The sequence below is a fragment of the Novosphingobium sp. BAM6 genome, assembly GCF_057784955.1.
On record NZ_JBYNTR010000015.1, the window covers coordinates 1 to 19,459 of the forward strand.

15 protein-coding genes, 3 pseudogenes and 1 other annotated feature are annotated in these 19,459 nt (G+C 61.3%); of the genes and pseudogenes, 7 read left to right on the forward strand and 11 right to left on the reverse strand.

Translation table 11 applies throughout. From position 1 onward, the window contains the following. The first annotated feature begins 228 nt into the window (after window positions 1-228). The 4 genes from AC3EC3_RS18565 to AC3EC3_RS18580 all read left to right on the forward strand — a co-directional run bounded on the left by AC3EC3_RS18565 (window position 229) and on the right by AC3EC3_RS18580 (window position 5,426). Window positions 229-1,362 carry a polysaccharide biosynthesis/export family protein gene (locus AC3EC3_RS18565; protein WP_488491070.1) on the forward strand — a complete coding sequence of 378 codons (1,134 nt, stop codon included), beginning with the start codon at window positions 229-231 and terminating at the stop codon, window positions 1,360-1,362. A gap of 100 nt (window positions 1,363-1,462) precedes the next feature. Continuing rightward, complete coding sequence (locus tag AC3EC3_RS18570) at window positions 1,463-2,941, forward strand: glycosyltransferase (RefSeq protein ID WP_488491071.1); 1,479 nt, start codon at window positions 1,463-1,465, stop codon at window positions 2,939-2,941. A gap of 2 nt (window positions 2,942-2,943) precedes the next feature. Further along, entirely contained in the window at window positions 2,944-3,300 is a 357-nt protein-coding gene (locus tag AC3EC3_RS18575) for a hypothetical protein (RefSeq protein ID WP_488491072.1), read from the forward strand. Window positions 3,301-3,371: 71 nt separating this feature from the next. Next, window positions 3,372-5,426, forward strand: a complete 2,055-nt coding sequence (locus AC3EC3_RS18580) for a glycosyltransferase family 4 protein (protein ID WP_488491073.1) — start codon at window positions 3,372-3,374, stop codon at window positions 5,424-5,426. Window positions 5,427-5,457: 31 nt separating this feature from the next. On the opposite strand, the gene AC3EC3_RS18585 is transcribed toward AC3EC3_RS18580, so the two are convergent. The 6 genes and pseudogenes from AC3EC3_RS18585 to AC3EC3_RS18610 all read right to left on the reverse strand — a co-directional run bounded on the left by AC3EC3_RS18585 (window position 5,458) and on the right by AC3EC3_RS18610 (window position 10,226). Beyond that, the gene (locus AC3EC3_RS18585) at window positions 5,458-5,979 is read right to left on the reverse strand and encodes a hypothetical protein (RefSeq protein ID WP_488491074.1); all 522 of its coding nucleotides are present in this window, start codon (window positions 5,977-5,979) and stop codon (window positions 5,458-5,460) included. Window positions 5,980-6,143: 164 nt separating this feature from the next. Continuing rightward, window positions 6,144-6,507 (reverse strand): annotated as a pseudogene (locus AC3EC3_RS18590) (IS3 family transposase); the annotation flags it as partial. After that, a pseudogene (locus AC3EC3_RS18595) lies at window positions 6,476-6,610 on the reverse strand (IS30 family transposase); the annotation flags it as partial. The pseudogenes AC3EC3_RS18595 and AC3EC3_RS18590, both read right to left, overlap by 32 nt. A gap of 49 nt (window positions 6,611-6,659) precedes the next feature. Beyond that, window positions 6,660-7,398, reverse strand: a pseudogene (locus AC3EC3_RS18600) (IS3 family transposase); the annotation flags it as partial. After that, window positions 7,017-7,133, reverse strand: a sequence feature (AL1L pseudoknot). Its footprint overlaps the pseudogene before it by 117 nt. 165 nt (window positions 7,399-7,563) lie before the next feature. Continuing rightward, window positions 7,564-8,331, reverse strand: coding sequence for a helix-turn-helix domain-containing protein (locus AC3EC3_RS18605; protein WP_488491075.1), 768 nt, complete (start codon window positions 8,329-8,331; stop codon window positions 7,564-7,566). Between the two features lie 626 nt (window positions 8,332-8,957). Further along, on the reverse strand, window positions 8,958-10,226 hold the full coding sequence (locus tag AC3EC3_RS18610; protein ID WP_488491076.1) for a capsule polysaccharide biogenesis protein: 1,269 nt from the start codon (window positions 10,224-10,226) through the stop codon (window positions 8,958-8,960). Between the two features lie 323 nt (window positions 10,227-10,549). Here AC3EC3_RS18610 and AC3EC3_RS18615 point away from each other — a divergent pair, with 323 nt between their 5' ends. The 3 genes from AC3EC3_RS18615 to AC3EC3_RS18625 all read left to right on the forward strand — a co-directional run bounded on the left by AC3EC3_RS18615 (window position 10,550) and on the right by AC3EC3_RS18625 (window position 13,574). Beyond that, on the forward strand, window positions 10,550-11,995 hold the full coding sequence (locus AC3EC3_RS18615; RefSeq protein WP_488491077.1) for an LTA synthase family protein: 1,446 nt from the start codon (window positions 10,550-10,552) through the stop codon (window positions 11,993-11,995). A 157-nt stretch (window positions 11,996-12,152) separates the two neighbouring features. Beyond that, window positions 12,153-12,794, forward strand: coding sequence for a sterol desaturase family protein (locus tag AC3EC3_RS18620; protein ID WP_488491078.1), 642 nt, complete (start codon window positions 12,153-12,155; stop codon window positions 12,792-12,794). Between the two features lie 6 nt (window positions 12,795-12,800). Then, window positions 12,801-13,574: an aspartyl/asparaginyl beta-hydroxylase domain-containing protein gene (locus AC3EC3_RS18625; protein ID WP_488491079.1), complete on the forward strand. Its 774-nt coding sequence runs from the start codon at window positions 12,801-12,803 to the stop codon at window positions 13,572-13,574. A 22-nt stretch (window positions 13,575-13,596) separates the two neighbouring features. Here the strand turns inward: AC3EC3_RS18625 and AC3EC3_RS18630 are convergent, their stop codons facing one another. From AC3EC3_RS18630 to AC3EC3_RS18650, 5 genes are all read right to left on the reverse strand, one after another. After that, the gene (locus AC3EC3_RS18630; protein ID WP_488491080.1) at window positions 13,597-14,715 is read right to left on the reverse strand and encodes a Fic family protein; all 1,119 of its coding nucleotides are present in this window, start codon (window positions 14,713-14,715) and stop codon (window positions 13,597-13,599) included. A 445-nt stretch (window positions 14,716-15,160) separates the two neighbouring features. Then, a complete protein-coding gene (locus AC3EC3_RS18635; protein ID WP_488491081.1) occupies window positions 15,161-16,363 on the reverse strand; it encodes a glycosyltransferase family 4 protein in 1,203 nt (400 codons plus the stop codon). After that, window positions 16,360-18,024, reverse strand: coding sequence for a capsular polysaccharide export protein, LipB/KpsS family (locus AC3EC3_RS18640; RefSeq protein WP_488491082.1), 1,665 nt, complete (start codon window positions 18,022-18,024; stop codon window positions 16,360-16,362). The genes AC3EC3_RS18635 and AC3EC3_RS18640 overlap by 4 nt, the downstream gene beginning before the upstream one ends. Continuing rightward, window positions 18,021-18,608 carry a histidine phosphatase family protein gene (locus tag AC3EC3_RS18645; RefSeq protein ID WP_488491083.1) on the reverse strand — a complete coding sequence of 196 codons (588 nt, stop codon included), beginning with the start codon at window positions 18,606-18,608 and terminating at the stop codon, window positions 18,021-18,023. Before AC3EC3_RS18645 ends, AC3EC3_RS18640 begins: the two co-directional genes overlap by 4 nt. A gap of 13 nt (window positions 18,609-18,621) precedes the next feature. Continuing rightward, a complete protein-coding gene (locus AC3EC3_RS18650) occupies window positions 18,622-19,440 on the reverse strand; it encodes a 3-deoxy-manno-octulosonate cytidylyltransferase (protein WP_488491084.1) in 819 nt (272 codons plus the stop codon). Window positions 19,441-19,459: the final 19 nt, after the last annotated feature.

The window sequence follows — 19,459 nt, forward strand, 5'->3', positions numbered from 1 at the left end:
TTCCGTAATCTGGGCCACCGCATCACGCTTGAACTCATCGCTGAAATTGGACTTCCCCATCGTCGTCTCCTGTCCTCAAAATTAGGATAGAAGGCGTCCAGAAATCTAGGGGCTACTCAGTGTGCAGCTGGTTTTGCCGCGCATAGTGGCAATCAACCTATTGTATCCCCCCGGTAGGATGTTAAGGCTTCGCCGCCTTGAATTGAAAGATCATGAGTTTCTCCACCGATGCCGGTCAAGAAGTCTGTTTGCCTAAGCCTCCTGGTCAGCCTCGCGGGCTGTGCATCACTTCCGACGAGCGGTCCGACAGGCAAGCAAATCGAGAAATCGGCACTGGCTCCAAACACGGGCTTGCCAATCGAAGTTCGAGAAGTCGTGACCGCTGCGGATATACCCGCATTAGCGGCCAAACGTACGAGCATCCTTCCTGAATTGCCCCCTCCACCCACGGATATGGTCGGACCAGGCGATGTCTTAGATGTCACCATCTATGAAGCAGGCGTAACGCTTTTTTCAGGCGGCAACCCTACCGGACTTCCCAGTCAGCTAACCGCAGGCCCCGGGGTGCAGGCACAAAAGCTTCCCCCTAGCCGAGTGGATGACAATGGCGACATTGTCATCCCATATGCTGGTAAGTTGCATATACTGGGACATACTGTCGGTGAAGTTGAAGGGATGATCCGTAATTCCTTGCGACGCGTCTCCCAGAATCCGCAAGTTTTGGTTACCCTAAGCCAAGCCATCACAAACTCGGTAATCGTGGGCGGAGAAGTCGCAAAACCTGGGCGCCTAGTCCTACAGACAAATCGTGAAACACTCTCGGACGTAATCGCTCTTGCCGGCGGTTATCGCGGAAATGCAAGGGACCTGACGCTCCGAATCTCGCGGAGCGGCAAAACTGTAGACACCCGTCTTGGCGAACTACTGGAAAATCCCAATCTCGATATCCGGGCATATCCCGGTGATCGCTTCCTTTTGATAAACGATCCCAGATCATTCTCGATCTTGGGTGCTCCTGGGCGTGTAGAGCAGATGCCCTTTTCTCATTCAGGCATGTCACTAGCGGAAGCTGTCGCTGCTGCTGGCGGGGCCAACCCTAACTTAGGTGATCCCGCTGCAATTTTTGTGTTCCGTTACGTTGTTGATGGCCAAGGACATGAAATCCCCATCGTGTACCATTTGAACATGATGACAGCAGGCTCGTATTTCCTAGCCCAACGTTTCGCTATGAAGGACAAGGATGTACTCTACTTCGGGAATGCACGGGCAAACCAGCCCAGCAAGCTATTCCAGCTCGTCAGCCAGCTATTTACACCTGTCCTGACCGTAACTACGGCAGTTGCCGCAGTGAATAACAATTGAATAACAAAAATACATATTTTCTTAAATTAAAATTTAATTTTTCATAATAGTGCTTCAACGGAGCCGTCACAATATTATGGTGCCAAAACGCATTCTATTCGTGTCCGACAGCCTTGGGACACCTATCCATGCAAGGGGCATATTCAATTTTAGCTACGGGGTTGTTCAGATCCTGTCCGATCTTGGATTCCACATTGATCTGCTGGTCGAGCCACCGTCGACGGGCATTTTCAGCCATGTCTCAGCGAACAATGTTTCCACGCTGAGCAGCATCCAAGAAGTAGCGCTGGTAACCGACATCTTCCGTCACTTTGAGGGTGATCGGTTCCGTTTTGATTGGCATTATCCCGATCCGAGCTTTCAGCGCCTTTGCAATCAGCACCGGGACCTTGCCGAAGTCCAGCTACGGATCGAGGATGGCCGGCGGACAGTTCGACAGCGCAGGCTGTGTCTGAAGAAGGAATTCACCGCCGAATACATTGCATCGCCCTTGACCCGACACCTTAATCTGTTCGATGGTTTTATGCTGTCGCAGGCCATTTATTCTGAATCGTTCCGGCGGTCCATTCACGGACTCAAACCTATTGTCGTTGACGCAGCGGGGTACGACTTCGTCTTCGTCGATACACCGCATGCCGTCGACTTTATCAACATCGACGATTCCGCGATCGCCTTCGTGGTGCACGACGTCATCCCGTTGTTCGAAATCACCATGGGATACGATTGGCGCGAAATGTTTGTGAACAAACTTTCGGCGACCGCGCACGCCGACCGCAACGGCATTTTTGTTTCCGAGACGACGCGAGCTTACTTCACCAGCCTCTATGAGGGCATGGTTCTGAACACGAGTACGATCATCTATCCGCCCGTTCGCAAAGAGGTCGTGGAGAGCGCGAATGCCATGGGCCGCCGAACCGTTTCCGACTACATACGCGGGATAGAAAACAATAAAGTCGTGGAGTTCGCGAACTATACGCTCCAGCCCCCCCCAGAGGCATCAGCGAAAGAGAAGGGTCGGCGCACTCCGGAAGCGAAGAACCTGACCATCAGATGGGATGGAAGTCTCCCTTACTTCTGTACAGTTCTGTCGGACGAACCGAGGAAGAATATCAAGGTCCTCGTCGAGGCATCCAAAAGGCTGGTCGGTCGAGCGAACATCATCGTGATGGGCCAGATCGACGGCAATGCCCATATGGATAAAAAGCCGGAACAACACCCCAATCTACATTTCACCGGCTATGTCTCAGATGCCCAAAAGTTCGATTTGCTGAGTGCCTGCGAAGCGTTCATCTTTCCAAGCTTCTCAGAAGGGTTCGGAATTCCAATTATCGAGGCAGCATTATTCGGAGCGCCTATCATCTGCTCCGATATCCCGGTCTTCCGGGAAGTGACCAACGGCTTGGCTGCATTCTTCGATCCCTCCTCCCCAGACGATCTGGTGGAAAAGATCGAGAGCGTGCTACGCGACCCCAACGCCCGCAACGATGGCGAACAGTTGCGCCAGTTCGCAAATCAACAGTTCGTCCAAGACTCGCTAAAGGAGAGACTGGCCGAGGTTTTTCAGCGGGTTGGTGATTGATCATGACTGAGACTACATATTTCGAAGCTCTCGGCTTGGGCAAGCTTATCGCGCGCCTGCACGAAGCTTTTCCAAAAATCCTCGAAGTCGATTATCTTGATGTTTGCGGAATTGAAAAAAACGACATCCTAACCAAAGCCGATGCGGCACAGGTTCGGGCACTGGGTGGCGCGCTAGCCCTGCTCCAAAAGAACGGATTCCTGCTTGGCTACTTCTACGAAAATGAGGAATTCCGGTATTATTGGGACTGCCAATTGACGATCCGGGGCTTCAACGCGATTGATAGTGTGCTGAAGAAGTCGGCAGAACCTTTGGATGCAGGTTCGATCCTTTCCGTCTTCGAGCATGTTTCCGACTGATTTTCGGGCATCCTTCGGATCAAGGGACAAGCCGGCACGTTGAAATACCACGTGCCGGCAACGGAGAGATCATGACCAAGTTCGCCAGTACCAGTGACAATTCCCGTAATGCGTCGATGACGAAGGACCCGGAATTGCTTACCTGCCCCAATGGCGCACTGCATCGACGCACGGTCTATCTCGACATGACTGATTTGCTCGAATACGTGAAACAAAATAATACGGTTAGCGGCATCCAGCGCGTGGTTGCCAACCTGATCGAGCACGGGCCGAAAGCCGCACAGTCCTGCGGTGTACGCTTGGAGCTGGTTGCTCCCGAATATGATCGTCAGCGCATTTACGCCGTTGATCGCGCCAAGGTGCTTGAAATGCTGGCTGCCTTGCACGAGGCCCACCGCGATCGCGGTCCACTGAATGAGGCCATCGCTGCGGTGTACGAAAGCCGCACCATGGTAGTACCCATGCCAGGGGACGTCTTCACTATCGCAGGCGCTTTCTGGATCTACGACGACTATGACCTTCTCCATCGTCTCAAACGCAGAGGCGTAGGCGTAGTAACATTCATCCATGACCTGATCCAGATCAGCCATCCCGAATTCGTGTTCGAGGCGGCGACCCGGCAGTTTCGCCGGACTCTGGTCGACATCATCCTATCGTCGAGTGGTGTACTGACCAACTCCCGGTACGTTGAGCAGGATGTACGCCGCTTCATTCGCGACAGGTTGGACATCGAGCTGCCGGTCCAGGCCGTTCCGCTTGCCACCGAACTCGCACCGCAAGAACCCAAAGGGTTGGAACTGAGCGCAGAAGTCGCAGCAATTCTGGGCCAGCCTTACGTGCTGTCAGTCTCGACCATCGAAATCCGTAAAAACCACGCTTTCATGGTCAAAGTTTGGGAGCACCTGATCGAGGAGGGGGTAGAGCGACTGCCTGACCTGGTGTTCGTCGGGAAGATTGGTTGGGATATCGATCCTTTTATCGAACACCTCAAAGCTACAGGAAATCTCGGCGGCAAGGTTCGCATACTGAACAACGTCTCCGATTTCGAACTGGCCGAACTTTACCGTCACGCCGCCTTCTCCATGTATATGAGCTTCGTAGAGGGCTTCGGGCTGCCGGTGGCAGAAAGCCTTGCTCACGGGGTGCCGTGCATCGCTTCGAACCGCTCCTCCATGCCTGAGGTAGGAGGGCGTTTCGCACGTTATCTAGACCCTCAAGATATCTCCGGCGGCGTTGCCTTGGTCCGGCAACTAATCGAGGATCCCGCCGCATTGGAAGCATGGCGGCGCGACATCGTAAATCACTTCGAGGTACGAACCTGGGAAACGTTCACGGAGACCTACATGGCCCGTCTTCTCTCGGTTCCGGTCCCTGCGAAGAAATCGCTGACGCAGCTATCATCCGGAAAAATCTATGGAATGGGGCGCTGGGAAGTCGCGCGCCGAGATATACAAGGCGAGAAGCTGACTTATCTCGTCAACAGCCGCGTCAACGGTTGGTGCCCCAATGAGGACTGGGGTTGTTGGTCCGCATCGCCGCAGGCCACCCTGGCATTCGCAACAAACTTGCCGGCCGGTAACGCAGTTACCGTCTATGTCATGGTCAAAGCGCCGAGAAACCAAGATGTTAATCTTACCGTCGAAGTCGGCGACAAGACTCATTTTCTGGGGATGGTATCTAATTCTGCTCTCTGGAAGACTTTTGACTGTGAAGTTGGTGGCAGAGGCGAGCTTTTGTTATCATTAAGGTCTGACAAGGCGATGCCGGAAAAGGCAGAGGGACGCAACCTTTACATTGGCCTTCTAGGTCTAGCCTTTTGCCAGCGCGAAGACTCTTTGGCACGCCTTTCGCTTGTAGAAACGATAGCCTTTGACCGGCGCCGCATGGGTCGCCCGCAGAAAGTGTCAAGGCCTGTCTTTACTGGCGAGACAGAGAAAACTCCCCGCGAGCACGTCGATACCGAATGGTATCTGGAGTATTATCCCGACGTCCAACTACTCGATATGGCGGCCGATGAGCATTATCATTGGATTGGAAAGCGGATCGGCCGTAAGCCAAATCAGGCTGCGCTTGCGGAGGCGGAAAAGCAGCAACCTGATCCCTTGGGGTGCGTCGAGCACTGCTAGAGCGGTCTCGACGCCGCAACTTATTGCGGGTTCAGAGTTTACGCCCTTCCGAGAGGCCATGCTCGATATAGTGGAGCAAGGGATCCATGCCCGCGTGAGCCACGTCGGGGTAGCGTCGCAGATAGGCGCTGCCATCGAAAAGGCCGGCCTTGGCAAGCCGGCGGCGTTCGTTGCGAATATGCCAGACGACCGGCATTATCCCCCATTTGGCTGGGCGAGACAGAGTGACCAGGAGAATCTTGCCGAACCATTTTAACTGTTCGGCGGCATCCTTGGTTTCTGCTTCAAGATCCCGGACAAGAGCAGTCAGAGTCACAATTTCACGGCTTCGTTCCTCAAGTCTGCGCTGGAGCAAAGCACGAGCCTGAAGGTCTCCCGAAAAGGGTTCCCCGTCTACGCTATCCACGGCATAGCGGCTCTGTTGCGCAGCAGAGCTACGCTCGCGCTGTCTGAGGATATCTTGGCGAACCGACTGAGCAATTTCGTTCGCGCGAGCAATGAGCGCATCGACCTCTGACAGTCGGGCTGCAGTGTTGTCGTCGTCAACTTTCATGAGAAAAGCTCGCGTTCATTCTGATGCTAAATGAAGCCACAACCAAGACGGTAACACCGATGCTTACACGTCAGAGGCCTCGTTGATAACAAGGAGGACGCCTTAGCAACTCGTGTTCGGGAACACAATTGCTAGCATTTCTCGGAGATCGAAATACTAGCAGCCCGCGCCCGTTTCCGACCACGACGGTGGCGAACCGACAATTCTTTCTCCCGATACAACCGGTAGAGCTTCTTGTGGTTCATGGTCATCCCCTGGCGTTCCAGCATGATGCCGATCCGGCGATAGCCAAAGCGACCGCACTGGCCTGCGACCTCACGCATCGCGGTCCGGATGGCTCCGTGGTCCGGCGGGCGTTCGCGCCGGACCGTTTTGGGATCGACACCGATCAGGACGCAGGCCCGGCGCTGGGAAATCGGATAACCTTGAGCACTGCGTCTCGCCGCAAACCTGGTGTCGTCAGGCTTTTCTCAACAGATCCTTCAGGATCACATTGTCGAGTATGCTGTCGGCCAGCAGCCGCTTCAAGTTCCTGTATCGAGTGCCGGCTGAGATCGGTGCCTTTCGGGAAGTACTGGCGGAGCAGGCCGTTGGTGTTTTTATTCAAGCCACGCTGCCACGGGCTTTGCGGACGGCTTCGGCTCCATGCCCGGCGAGCGGCGGCCCATTTTTGATCCCTTGAACCCCGCCCAGGTCGCGACATAGGTGAAATCCGAGACCCAGAGCATATTCGGCGCCGGAGCATGGAACTGGCGATTGACCTGATCCAGCGGGCATGGCGCTGCCTTATCGGCAATCGTGGTGCGCACCGGCTTACTCCGGATCACCCCTTGCAGGCCAAGGTCTCGCATGAGCCGTTGCACGGTGCAGCGAGCAACATCGAAACCCTTGCGCTTCATCTGCCGCGACACCTTGCGCACGCCGAAATTCTCCGCAAACACGCGCAAAACCTCGGGCCTCAGAGCCTCGTCTCGTCGAACGCGTGCGGATTGCAGCGCGGGGTCGCGTCGTTTGGCGACACGCTCATGATAGGTGGATGGGGCGATCAGCAGAACCCGGCAGATCGGCTCGACCCCATAGGTATCGCGATGTTCATCGATAAAGGCGATCATCGTTTGAACGGGCGGTCGAACTTCGCCTGGGCAAAATATGCCGACGCCTTGCGAAGGATCTCGTTCGCTTGCCGCAATTCGCGGACCTTACGTTCAAGCGCCTTGAGCTTTTCGGCTGTCTCCGTCGGCACCCCGCCGCGCTTGGCGCTGTCCACCTCGGACTTCTTCACCCATTCCAGCAGCGTGTGCCCGGAACACCCGATCTTATCGCCGCCCAGCGGGAAGGATAATGACCTTCGTGATCCAGAACCATGCGGATCGCCCGCTCGCGAACCTCGGGCGCAAACTTGTTCGTCGTCTTGCTCATCGTAGACCCTTCCTCTCAGGAGTTAGGGCTTCCGGCAATCCCGGCGTGGTTTATCATGACGGTTGCGACTTGCTTTCCCGGAAGCAAAGCACCGCGTAGCGGTGCATCTGAAGTTGCGGTCTTCGAAGGTTTTTAATACTGGATGTGGGGTTGCAGGCTTGCTCGTCAGAGCAGGGTCTGTTGGTCGGTTAGGCCAACTCCTTTTGTGTTGGGTTTAATAGATTGGGTTAGGGGTTGCGGATCGATATGAGACTCGCGCTCGCTTTCAAGAAAAAGAACCCTGTCTGCCTGCTCCAATCGCTTGTCTAGGACTGCTCCCAACCGAGCCAGAACCTTGCCCAGTGCGCCTCCGACATGGGCCTCGGCCAGCTCCTTGCAGGACAGCGATTTCACCATGGTCTGCATATGCTCAGCATGCTCCTGTTTCCGGTGCTCGGCATCCGCAGGGAGGGGGGCAGGGCGCAACCGACGGGGCAGATAGTCCAGCACGATGCGCGGCAGGAACGCGCGATAGGCATTGGAGGTCTGTTCGTACCGCGGGCCGGGGCCTTCGGCATCCTCGATACGTTTGAAGCGACGCTGGCGCAGTAGGAAGCCGATATTCTCCAGGATTTTCAGAGCACGCGCCACTGTGGCACGGCCAAGCCCGGTAACGTCGGAAAGCCGATCATAGCTGGGGTAGGCCCGCCCGCCGTTGAGCCGGGACAACGTCAGGATCTCCTCGAAGACGCGCACGCTAGCGGCCGTCAGCGTGGTAAGCAGGGTTTCGGTAGGGGTCAGCACGCGCAGCCCCGCGCGCGCCTCACGCCGCAGTTGGCGCCCGGTGTCGAGGATACGCCGCGCCGCGCGCAAGACCCGGTCGGTCTCGCCCTTGGCAGGTGCCACGAAAAAAGCGTGCTCGAATGTTCCGGCCTCGACACTGTCGCGCAGCACCCGCGCGCCGGTACGGTGGGGCGCTCTGCGGCTACGGTTTTTCGTACCGACAGCCCCGCGCTGCGCACTCGTTGCCTGCATCAGAGCCGTGTTTAGCGCTGTTCCCAGGGTATGCGTTGCCATTCGTCCCTCCACGAGAGGGCCGTCATCGAGACAAAAAGAGGGCGTGGCGCGAAACGCGCATCCTTGTACGGAAGATCGCGATGGTGTAGAGGGAGATCACAAGGTCGATTGTGAGCAACGTTTGGCGACGTTTCTCTCTACTCATCCAGGATGCCCGGCCTTCGTGCCGGGCTTTCTTTTAGGTGATCACGGCCAGTCCCTTTTCCCTCAAATCCGATCCCAAAACCGATAGCGCGAAGCTATCGGCATCGGATGTCAGCCGATTGCTACAGTGCGTGACAGTTGCAGCAATCCGCAGGCGTCGAAAGGCACTACCGTTCGTGCTAACGAGTAGGAAAATGAAAAATCGTTCGTGCTATCGGATAGGAATTGGCCCGCAGATTCGTGCTAACAGATAGGAATTCCTCCGGCCAATTCGTGCTTTCGCGTAGGCAATGGTTTCCGCAGACGAATCAAGCCTGTCCCGCCTCGCATCACGGGCCCCGTATTTCTGATGCGTGGTCTCATTCCGGCGCGATCGGCCTGCCTTCGAGCCGGGCCACCGCATGGCGCACCACTTTGTCTAGCGCCTCTTCAGAGAAGAACCCGCCAGGGATCAGGCAACGCTCGATCAGCACCCGCCGGAAAGCCGCAAAGGTCACCTCGTCCGGCGCAACAGGATTGTTCCAGAAGGCATCGAGCCCGTCCTGACAGGTAAGATCGGGCACATCATAGACGGCGTGCCCCAATACCACCACCGGGACACCGGCGGCCAGCGCGAACGTGCCGCTGGTGCTGTTGACGGTGACCATCCCCAGCGCGCCGCGCGTCACCGGTACGATGTCGCCCCAGGCCAGATAGTCGACACGATCCGCCACACCAAAGCGCGCGGCCAGATCGGCAACTTCCTGCTCCCAGTCGCGCACACCGTTGTCAAGCGGGTGCTCCTTGACCACCAGGCGCGTGCCCGCAGGTGCATGGGCTGCGAACGAGGCGATCACCAGCTGAATCGCCGGCAGCATCCCGGCAAACGGGGAGTGCAGACGGATCTGCGCGTCGGAATCGAGCTGGAGTGGGAACAGGAAATAGGGCGCGGCGGTCTCGGCAAGCCGCGCGAGCAACTGTGCGGACGACACTTCGCGCTCCTTGCGGCGGCGCAGCTTGCGCCACCACCCCATGCCCTCGACCACAGGGTGCCAAGGCCGGTGGTTACTCCATCCCGGATAGCGCCAGCGGGTGAGCACGTCGGCGGCATTGTAGATGAGGCCCTCCAGCGCGCGGCGGCGGAACGAGGAAGGCACCTGCGCATGCGGTGGTACCGGGGGCAGGGCGGCAGCCGTCTCGCGATACCATACCGGATCGCGCGGCAGCGAGGAGTGCCCGTTGACCCCGCCCAGTTCTAGTGTCACCCAGTCGGGCCGGATATAGCCTTCGTCGAAGACATGGACCGGCACACCGGCTTCGCGGCACGAGCGGATCGCGGGCATGTGATGATCGCGGCAGTCACCGAACAGGACGACGTCGGTAATGCCCTTGTCCTGCAGGATCGCCGCAAAGGCTTGCGGCCATTCCTTCAGCGTGCCGCGATATTCGATCCCGTTCGGCAGGCGCCAGAACGCCCGGTCCCCGCCGTTGAAGTTGACCTTGTGGACCTTGTGGCCTTCGCGGACGAGCTGCTGGCCCAGACGACGGAACAGCGGTCCCATCAATCCCTGCAACAAAAGGACGGTGCGTGGGGACTGCATCGTGCCGCCCAAAGATTGATCTGCCGCCACAGCTTTGAAATCAGGCATCCGAAAAAGACGTGCTCCCTAGGGACATCGCCATTGAACGCAGAGGTGCGGGCCGCAGCCGCTATCTCCGGCGTTTACTGGCGAGACTGTCTTTCAAGGCGTTAGGCCTGCGAACGGGAAGCAGCAAGCGCCCAGTCTCTCGCGGCCGTGGATTGGCGACGAACGGAGTTTGCCCCCTGAACGCTGCGCGCCATACGCCGGGAGCCAGTACCGGATGACAGTATCGGCCATCGCCGTTATGACGCCTCCCGGTTGCCCGCAGACGGGCCAGACACAGGCGATGGCACGATCCGACAGTGATTTTCGAGGGACCGACATTCGCCGTGACGATCGCTGGCGCACTGGCCGGATCGATAGGGCTCGACGCGCTGGTGCGTCCCCGTGCCGCCGGAAGCCTGCGGGCAGGGCAGGGGCTGTGGCTGCTCGCCTGCATGGTCGTCGCGCTCTACGGGTTATTCCTGGGGCTGACCGGCAATGGTGCCGTCGCCATGGTGCTGACCCTCGCCATGCAGGCCTTGTTCGCGGTGGCTTCCAACGCCAAGCATGCGATGCTCGGCGAGCCGCTGCTATTCTCCGACCTTGCGCTGATCGGCGCAGTGTTTCGCCATCCCCAGTTCTACCTGTCCGCGGTGCGCCTGTGGCAGCGCATCCTCGCAGCGCTCGTCGGTATGGCACTGGTGGGCGTGGTCGTCTGGCTTTCGCATGCCGATCCGGTTGCGCATCTGACGGGCACCGCCTTGCTGGCAGGTGGACTGGGTACCCTTACGCTGTCGCTGCGCTTGCCATGCTGGCAAGCTCTGGCACGCAGGCCCGATGCGGCGGCGGATACCCGGCGGCTCGGCCTGTTTCCCACGATCCTGCTCTACTGGCGGCGCTGGCGGGCAGAGCCGGACCCGGCCCCTTGCGCCGAAGCTGAACGGCACACACCTCCCAAACCGCCCGAACTGGTCGTGGTGATCCAGTGCGAGAGCTTCGCCGATCCGGCCGAGCTGTTCAACGATCCCGCCCGCACACTGCCCGGCCTGGAAGCCGCCCGCGCCCATGCCCTGCAATGGGGCAATCTCGAGGTCAGCGGCTTTGGCGCCTATACCATGCGCACCGAATACGGGGTGGTATTCGGCCGCGACGAGGCCGCGCTGGGCTTTCGCCGCTACGATCCATTTCTGACCGCGCTGGGGGAGGGGAGCTATGCCCTTCCGGCCCGGCTGAAGGGCTGGCGCTCGCTGTTCGTCCACCCGCACGATATGCGCTTCTACGGGCGCCACGAGATCATGCCCGCAGGCGGTTTCGCCGAACTGGTGGGCGAGGATCGCTTCGCCCCGCCGGGGCCGGACGAGGGGCGCTACGTTACCGACGCGGCCATGACCGAGGTGATCCTCAAGCTGGCCGCAGAGGCCGCGCAGCCCAGCCTGCTCTATGCCGTCACCATCGAGAACCACGGCCCCTGGGCGCCCGATGCCCACGGCGGCGGTGCGCCCGATCTGGTGGAAAGCTACCTGCACCTCGTGCGCCATGGCGATGCGATGCTGTCCGCGCTGACGCAGGGACTTGCCGCCCTGAACCGTCCGGCGCTGCTGGTGTTCTTTGGCGATCACCGCCCCAGCATTCCCGGCGCCTCGGTGCCCGGTGGCGCCCGGCACACGCCTTACGTGATGGTTCGCCTCGACGGCGAGGGCAGGGTGATCCCCGGCGATCACCGCCGGGCAGACCTTACGCCTGCGCAGTTGCACCATGCGGTGCTCGATACGGTGCTGGGCACGATCGTCTAAAGTCGTTTACCTAAAGTATAAGTACTTAACTTTTGGAAAGAATCGCAGCCATCGTGGGGACTGGCTGCAACACCTGAATCCCCTTGTCACAAGTTCACCCCGTTTCAGAGCATTTTGCCTTGACAGGGATACCCACCTATTGTCCTGCATTGCAGCAATGCGCGCGCCGGTTTCCAGTTCACAACGCATCAGGCTGTTCAAAAGTGAGCGCCTGGAAAAGCTTACGCTGATCTCGCCACGCACGTTCGCGCTGAGCTGGGCGGTACTGCTCCCCCTGATCGCCTGCGCCGGATGGTTCGGCGCCGGAGAGCGAGCCCCCGATCCCCTGCCGATGGCAGGCCTGATTGTGAGCGGCCTGATCGCCTGGACGCTGTTCGAATACGCGATGCACCGCTACCTGTTCCATCTGGAATCCGAGGTTCCGGCGCTCAAGTGGTTCGTCTACCTGATCCACGGCAACCATCACGCCAGCCCCAACGATCCGATGCGCGGGCTGATGCCGCTGCCGGTGAGCGTAGGTATCGGCGGGCTGATCTGGCTGGCCTGCCTTGCCGCGCTGGGCGCCAGCGGCACCTGGCTGTTTCTGGGCTTCATGATCGGCTACGTCTTCTACGACGCGATCCACTTCGCCTGTCACCAGTGGCCGATGCGCGGGCCTGTCGGCGGCCTGTTCAAGCGCCATCACATGCGCCACCACTATGTCAACGAAGATGCCAACTTCGCGATTTCGGCGCTGTTCTGGGATCGCGTGTTCGGGTCGCGCATCCGCTCGCTGAAGCGCGAAGAAACCCAAGAGTAGCACGTCGTGAACTGGCAAAAGCAGGTCAATGCGCGGGGCTGGAAAGTCCCCTTCGTCAATAAATCGCTGTTCCAGATCGGCAAGGAACTGCGCCCCAAGGTGGACGCAGTGATCATGCGCAATTCGCGCATTCCCGACGCTGCCGTACAGGACAAGGCGTTCTTTCCCTGGATCGCCGAACTGGAGCGCAACTGGGAAGCGATCCGCGACGAGGCGGTGCGCATCCGCGCCGAGGATATCCCCTCGCTGGGCGACATCTCGTTCGATCACGGCCGCATCGCCGCCGACCGGCGCTGGCGCGCGTTCTTCCTAAAGGGCTACGGCTACCGCATGCCCAGCAACGCAGCGCGTGCGCCGATCACCGCCGCGCTGATCGAGAAAGTGCCGGGCCTCGTCACCGCGAACTTCTCGGTTATGGAAGCGGGCGGTCATATCCCGCGCCACTGGGGCATGACCAAGGGCATGCTCACCTATCATCTGGCGCTGCAGGCCCCGCGTGAGCCCCAGAAGGCCCGCATGCACATCGAGGAAGGCGAGACTCTCCACGTCCTGCACTGGGAGGACGGCCAGTCCTTCCTGTTCGACGACATGTTCAACCACGAAGTCTGGAACGAGAGCGAGGACGATCGCTATATCCTCCTCATCCAGATCAAGCGCCCCTGCCGGTTCTGGGGAAATCTGATCCAGAACGTGTTCCTGGGCGCGGTGCGCCATTCGCGCTTCGTGAAGGATATCCGCCTCGCGATCGAGCGCGAGGCGAAGGCCAGACAGCCCGCCTGAGCAGGTCCCGCCGCGCATCGCTCTATACCGATGCGACGCCCGGCAACTTCAGATGATAGCGCGCATAGCGCCGTTCGCCGGTCCGCTCCAGCGCGCCCAGTTCGACGAGCTCTGCCAGATCGCGGGTCGCCGTGGCGGAAGCGGTATCGGTGATCGTGCGGTAATTGTGCGCGCTCAGCCCTCCCGTAAAGCCATCCGGCCCTTCGGTCAGCATCCGGATCAGCGCCTTTTCCTGACGCGAATTGATCCGGCCCCGGAGGCGATCGAGCAGCCGCGTCTTGCCGATCAGGAAGCCGATGCTCGCAATGGTGCGGCCCTGCGCTTCCAGAACGATATCGGCAAACCACGCCAGCCAGGAATCAATCCGGTTGCTCTGGCTGGCGCGTTGCAGCTGCGCATAATAGGCCTTGCGATGCCGGTGGACGGTGGCGGCCAGCGCCGTGAGGGTAGGGGCCTCCAGACTTTGCGCCAGCGCCTTCTCCGCAATCGCGCGGCCAAGGCGTCCGTTCCCGTCCTCGAACGGGTGGATCGTCTCGAACCACAAGTGCGCGATGCCTGCCCGCGTGATCGCCGGCAGGGGCGAGGGGCCTTGCGGCGCGCTGTCGTTGAACCAGGCTATGAACCGCGCCATCTCGGCAGGCACCGTATCGGACGGCGGCGCCTCGAAATGGACGCGCGGCGCGTGCAGGGCGCCGGACACGATCTGCATCGGATCGGCATGGCGGCGATACGCCCCTATTTCCGCCAGATCGCGACGGCCATTCATCAGCATCCGGTGCCAGTCGAACAGCGCATCGTCATCGAGCGGCTGCGCATAGCGGCGATAAAGATCCGCCATCAGTTCCGCCGCGCCCGCTTCGGCAGGGCTGGAGCGGCGTCTGTCCGCCGAGAAACCCAGCTGGCGCGCGATCGACGACTGCACACTGGCACGGTCGAGCACTTCCCCCTCGATGGCCGAGCTTTCCACCATCTCCTGCGAGATCAGCTCGATCACCAGCCCCTGACGCGCATCCCCTTCGAGATGACCGAGCGAGCCGACGACGACACCCGCCCCCTTCAGGAAACGCATCTCAGCAGCCTGCAAGGGCGCGGGATCGAAGCCAAACCTCGGCCAGTCGTGAAGTTGCCAGTTCCAGCGCATGATCAATAGGACACCTTTCTATCGATCATAATATGGCAAATTTATGATTTATAGAAGGGCCGCTATCGACCGCGCTGAAATCGTGGGTCAAGCCTCCATCATACGGCAACCCACTTGCGCCGGCGCAAATCGCGCAACCTCGCCCGTCAAACCGAGTTCAGGTGCTTCAGCCAGTCTCAAGGTTCAATCTACCCTTGTGGCCACACTTGGGCACCAAACCATATCCTGCGCTAGCCAACAAAACCCATGTAACGAGCCACGCCGCTACATTCCGCATATCATCACCTACCGGTATAGCGGGATCGTCCGCTTGCCATGCAGCGTGTCCGGCAAGACTTCCGGAGCATTGGCGAGAAGGGGAACGGAGCTGTCAAAGCCGTGAAATCTTGCGCCAGCGCAAGCCCCCGTCTGTCAGCATTGATATTCGCGTTATCCAGCGGCAGCCCTAGGCCCCGAGTTCCTCGACCACCTGCGCGAGGATGGCGATGTGTTCGCTCCAGCTTGGGTTGTGCCAATGGGGGAGGCGCGCCATCTGGGCGTGATACAGCGGACCACACGCGGCATGGTCGAGGATGGCGGCTTTCCAGCCCGGTCCGTCAAGCGGATCGAGATAGTCGGGCACGGGGCCGCCCACTTCGCGCAAGGCGTCCAGATTGCTGGCGATCACCGGCGTGCCGACCGACAGCGCCTCGGCCACCGGCATGCCGTAGCCTTCCGCGAACGAGGGCATCACCAATGCGCGGGCGCCGCGCAGCAAGGCCGAAAGGCGCGCATCGGGGCAGCCGCCCAGTTCCTCGACGTGATCGACCAGCGCGGGGCAACGTTCGAGCATGTCGACGATCTGCTCGTTCTCCCAGCCCCGGCGGCCGATGATCACAAGACGCGGCACCTCCTTGGGCGGCAGGGTTTCGGCCAGATGGCGCCACAAGTTGAGCAGCAGCAGGTGGTTCTTGCGCGGCTCGATGGTGCCCAGACACACGAAGTAGGGGCGGCCATCGGGGGCGACCTCGGGCGCGGCGGGGGGCAGCGCCTCTGTGCCCAGCAGCGCGACGTGGATCGGCGTGCCCGGTGCCAGCCAAGGCGCCAGCGCGCGGCCCGTTGCGGCAGAATTGACGATCGCCGCGCCATGGCTGGCCGCGCAGGCGCTCGCCACCGTCTCCATTCGCTTGCGGTGCAGTGCCGCACCGGAGGGGCGGGCATATTCGGGAAACTCGATGGGGATCAGGTCATGGACGAGGCACAGGAACTTCGCCTGCTCGCGCAAGAGGATGCGGTGCACCTTTGCCGCGTTCGTGAGGTGGTGCGGCGAGGCCTGCACGTAGACGGTCTTGCCCGCCGGCCCCGAGCCGATCTCCCGGCGCGTCGGCCGCAGCGCCAGAAGCTGGGGCAACACCGCAGGCAGCGAGCGCTGGCGCGGGGCATCAGCTTCGCTGGACCAGCGCTGCTCCAGCTCGTCCAGATAGGCGAGCGCCGCCTTGCGTGGCACGCGGCCATAGCCTGCCAGCGGATGGACCGCGGCAAAGGCCAGATCCTCGCCATAGCGGCCCAGCAAACCACGGGCATAGGCCATCTCCACCCGGTCCACCCCCGAAGGCGTCGAATAGCGCAGGCGCGAGATCAGGCGGGAAATGTCGAGGATGACGGTCATCGCAAACGCTTCATCAGCTGGCCCTGCCAGCGGCGCAGGGGCGCCAGCCATTGCAGGCGGTTGGTGGCGGTGGCGCTCCCTGATCCTATGGCGGCCATGCGCGCGACCAGCACTTCGGGCGGGCAGGGCAGGCCCGTCACCGGATCGAGATAGCGCGGGTAGAGGATCAGCACGCCTGCGACCAGCGCATCGAGCGAGAGCTTGCGCGTGCGACGCGCAGGGACCTCGCCCAGATCGCGGGTCAGCCCCCAGCCTGCATAGAACGGGGTGCCGTGGCAGATCACCTCGCGCCCGCGCATCAGGGCCTCGAAGCCGGTGAGCGAAGTGAGCACATGGACCGCATCCACCACGTCGAGCAGCGGCGCCATGCCCCCGCCGCGTACGATACAATCGGCATGGGCGAGGATTGCGGCATCGGGCACCTTGCCCTTGCGATGCCCGGCATCGACATCGGGGTGCGGGCGGAACCAAATCTCAGCCTCGGGTTCGAGCGCGCGGGCGCGACGCACGAGTTCGAGATTGGAGGTCAGTCCGCCGCCCCCGGCGCGCACCGACATGTCGTCCTCAACCTGCCCCGGCACGAGGACCAGGCGCCTGCCAGAGGATGGGCCGGGCATGCGTTCGGGGACGCTGGCGACGGTATCGGCGGCGTATTTGCTGATCCCGGCGCGCACGATGGTTTCGCGAAGGGCTGCGGCGCGCTCAAGCAGTCTCCGGGGGGTCTCTGTCGTGTTCAGTACCGTCTCAAGGTCGCTGGGCGCACGCGGGTCGAAATGGATGCCCGAGGCGTCCACCACCACCGAAGAGGGCGGCACGAGATCGACGCCCAGCCCCACCGACCGCACGAAACCGTCCTCCACCCGCACCAGCGGTACGCCCTGTTCGCGCGCTTCGGCAAGCAGGGCAGGGGACACTCGCGAAGGCCAGATGGCAACGCTGCCCTTTACCTTGCGGGCGATCCGCAGCGCGCGCGCAGCGGAGGGCACGATCGCCAGGCGGCGCGCCGGATGCCACAGGAAACGTCGGATTTCCGTGCGTTTCCACCATGCCATGCCGCAGGCAGCTGCAATTGGCCGGTTGGCCTCCAGCGTCCGGCGCCACAGCGCCAGCAGTTCGATCACAGCCTCGATCGTCGACGGGTTGCCCGTGAACGGATCGCGCCAGACCGCGCCGCACAGCACCTGCGCCGTCCGTCTATCGAGCGTTGCATCGTCGTCTCCGGGCGCGCCGAAACGACCGGAGGAGAGCACCTGCACTGGCACCCCGGCGATGCGGGCGAGCGCCACCCACTCGTCATCGCCATGCGCGACAAGCCGCGTCGCATTTGGCAGGACCGACCACGGATCGACATCAGCGAACCAGACCTTACCGGTCAACGCCTTGGCCCATCGCTGTTTGCGCGAGGGCGCGATCCATAGCCCTTCATCCGCAGACAGGCGGCGGATTTCGGACACGTCCCTGGGGCGATAAAGGATACCAACAGGATACCTTATTGGTACGCCATCGGCCCAGAACGCGCCGCCCACGCGCGCCTCGCGCACCGCTGCGAACAGCGCGGTGGGATCGACAGGAACGGCCATCGCCGAAGGGCCATCGCCGGAAACGGCAGCATCGGCCCAGGGAAACGGCGGCGCGCGCAACAGGGCAAGCGGAAGCGTCACGGCCTGCGCGCCCATTCGGCCAGCGACAGCCCACCCTGCCCGTCACGGCGGATGATACCATAGCCCCCGGTCGGCAGCTTCAGGCCCGCCTCGCTGCTCAGGCCTGCGGCAAGCAGCGCAAACCGAGCCGCGCCATTGCTGGTCACGAGCAGGACAGGGCCTTGTTCAAGCGCGAACAGATCGCGCCATCCGGCAAGCCGCTCGTCCGCATCGACCCGCCAGCCCGGAGGCGGTACGCCTTGTTCGTCCCATGCCGCCAGCGCTTCGGCGCCAATCCGGGCGAGCACAGCTTCTTCGGTCCTGTTCTCGTCCGGTCCATGGTCGATCTCGCGCAGCCAGTCGCAGGTCTCGGCGCCCGGAGATGCGGGGAGATGGCGCAGGATGGCTTCTGCCGTCTGCCGCGTGCGCAACAGCGGGGAGACCAGAACCTTTGTGAAAACAAGGCTCTGTACGGCAAGAAACTCGGCCAGCGCCTTGGCCTGTGCCAATCCGGCATCGGTCAGCGGCAGATCGGTACGCGCACCAATCCGGCGCGGGGCCTCGCCGCTCTCGAACGTATTGCCGTGACGAACGATAACAAACATGGCGCCCGCGCTATCAGGCCGGGAAGGGATCGCCTAGCCGGGCGATGGTTTCTTCTGCCAGCGCGACATCGGCAGGCGTGTCGATCCCGGACATGGCATGGCTTGGCGGATCGACCGCGACCGTCATGATCGTGCGGCCTGCTTCGAGGAAACGCAGCTGCTCCAGCCCCTCCAGCGCCTCGTAATGCCCTTGCGGCGCGGCGCCGAACCACTCCAGCGCGGCCATGCGATAACCGTAAAGCCCCAGATGCTGCCACACCGGAGAGAGCGGGCCAGCCTCACGCAGTTTCGCCTCGTCGCGGATCGCAGGGAGGATCGTCTTGGAGAACCACAGGGCCCGGCCATCCACGGCCCGGATGCAGGTCGTCCCGCTGAACGGCACCTGCCGCTTGTGCGCGCGCAAGGCATCGAGACGCGCCCAGTCGAGCCGATAGACCGGCGTTGCCACATCGGCATGGCCTTCGCGCAAGGTTGCCACCAGTCCGGCCACGACAGCGGGCGGCACGAACGGCGCATCGCCCTGCAGGTTGATGACGAGGCCCGGCTTTTCCGCGCAAGCCAGCGCGGCAGCACAGGCCCGCGAGGAGCCGGAATTGCACGCCTCGGGCGTCATCACCGCCTCCACGCCGATGGCGTGTGCATGGTCGAGGATCCGCCGATCGTCGGTCGCCACCACCACCGCGCAATCGCCTGCGATATCGGCAGCGGCGCGGGCGACGGCAACAACCCGCTCAAGCAAGGTACGCCCGGCAATCGGCAGCAGCGGCTTGCCCGGCAGGCGGGTCGAGCCGTACCGCGCCGGCACGACGATAAGATCAGCAGGCTGGGTCACGCGTCTTTTACAGTGCTCT

Coding starts and splice junctions, on each gene's coding strand:
- AC3EC3_RS18565 (WP_488491070.1), top strand. CDS start 229: ATGCCGGTCAAGAAGTCTGTTTGCCTAAGCCTCCTGGTCAGCCTCGCG.
- AC3EC3_RS18575 (WP_488491072.1), top strand. CDS start 2,944: ATGACTGAGACTACATATTTCGAAGCTCTCGGCTTGGGCAAGCTTATC.
- AC3EC3_RS18580 (WP_488491073.1), top strand. CDS start 3,372: ATGACCAAGTTCGCCAGTACCAGTGACAATTCCCGTAATGCGTCGATG.
- AC3EC3_RS18585 (WP_488491074.1), bottom strand. CDS start 5,979: ATGAAAGTTGACGACGACAACACTGCAGCCCGACTGTCAGAGGTCGAT.
- AC3EC3_RS18610 (WP_488491076.1), bottom strand. CDS start 10,226: ATGCCTGATTTCAAAGCTGTGGCGGCAGATCAATCTTTGGGCGGCACG.
- AC3EC3_RS18620 (WP_488491078.1), top strand. CDS start 12,153: ATGCGCGCGCCGGTTTCCAGTTCACAACGCATCAGGCTGTTCAAAAGT.
- AC3EC3_RS18630 (WP_488491080.1), bottom strand. CDS start 14,715: ATGCGCTGGAACTGGCAACTTCACGACTGGCCGAGGTTTGGCTTCGAT.
- AC3EC3_RS18635 (WP_488491081.1), bottom strand. CDS start 16,363: ATGACCGTCATCCTCGACATTTCCCGCCTGATCTCGCGCCTGCGCTAT.
- AC3EC3_RS18645 (WP_488491083.1), bottom strand. CDS start 18,608: ATGTTTGTTATCGTTCGTCACGGCAATACGTTCGAGAGCGGCGAGGCC.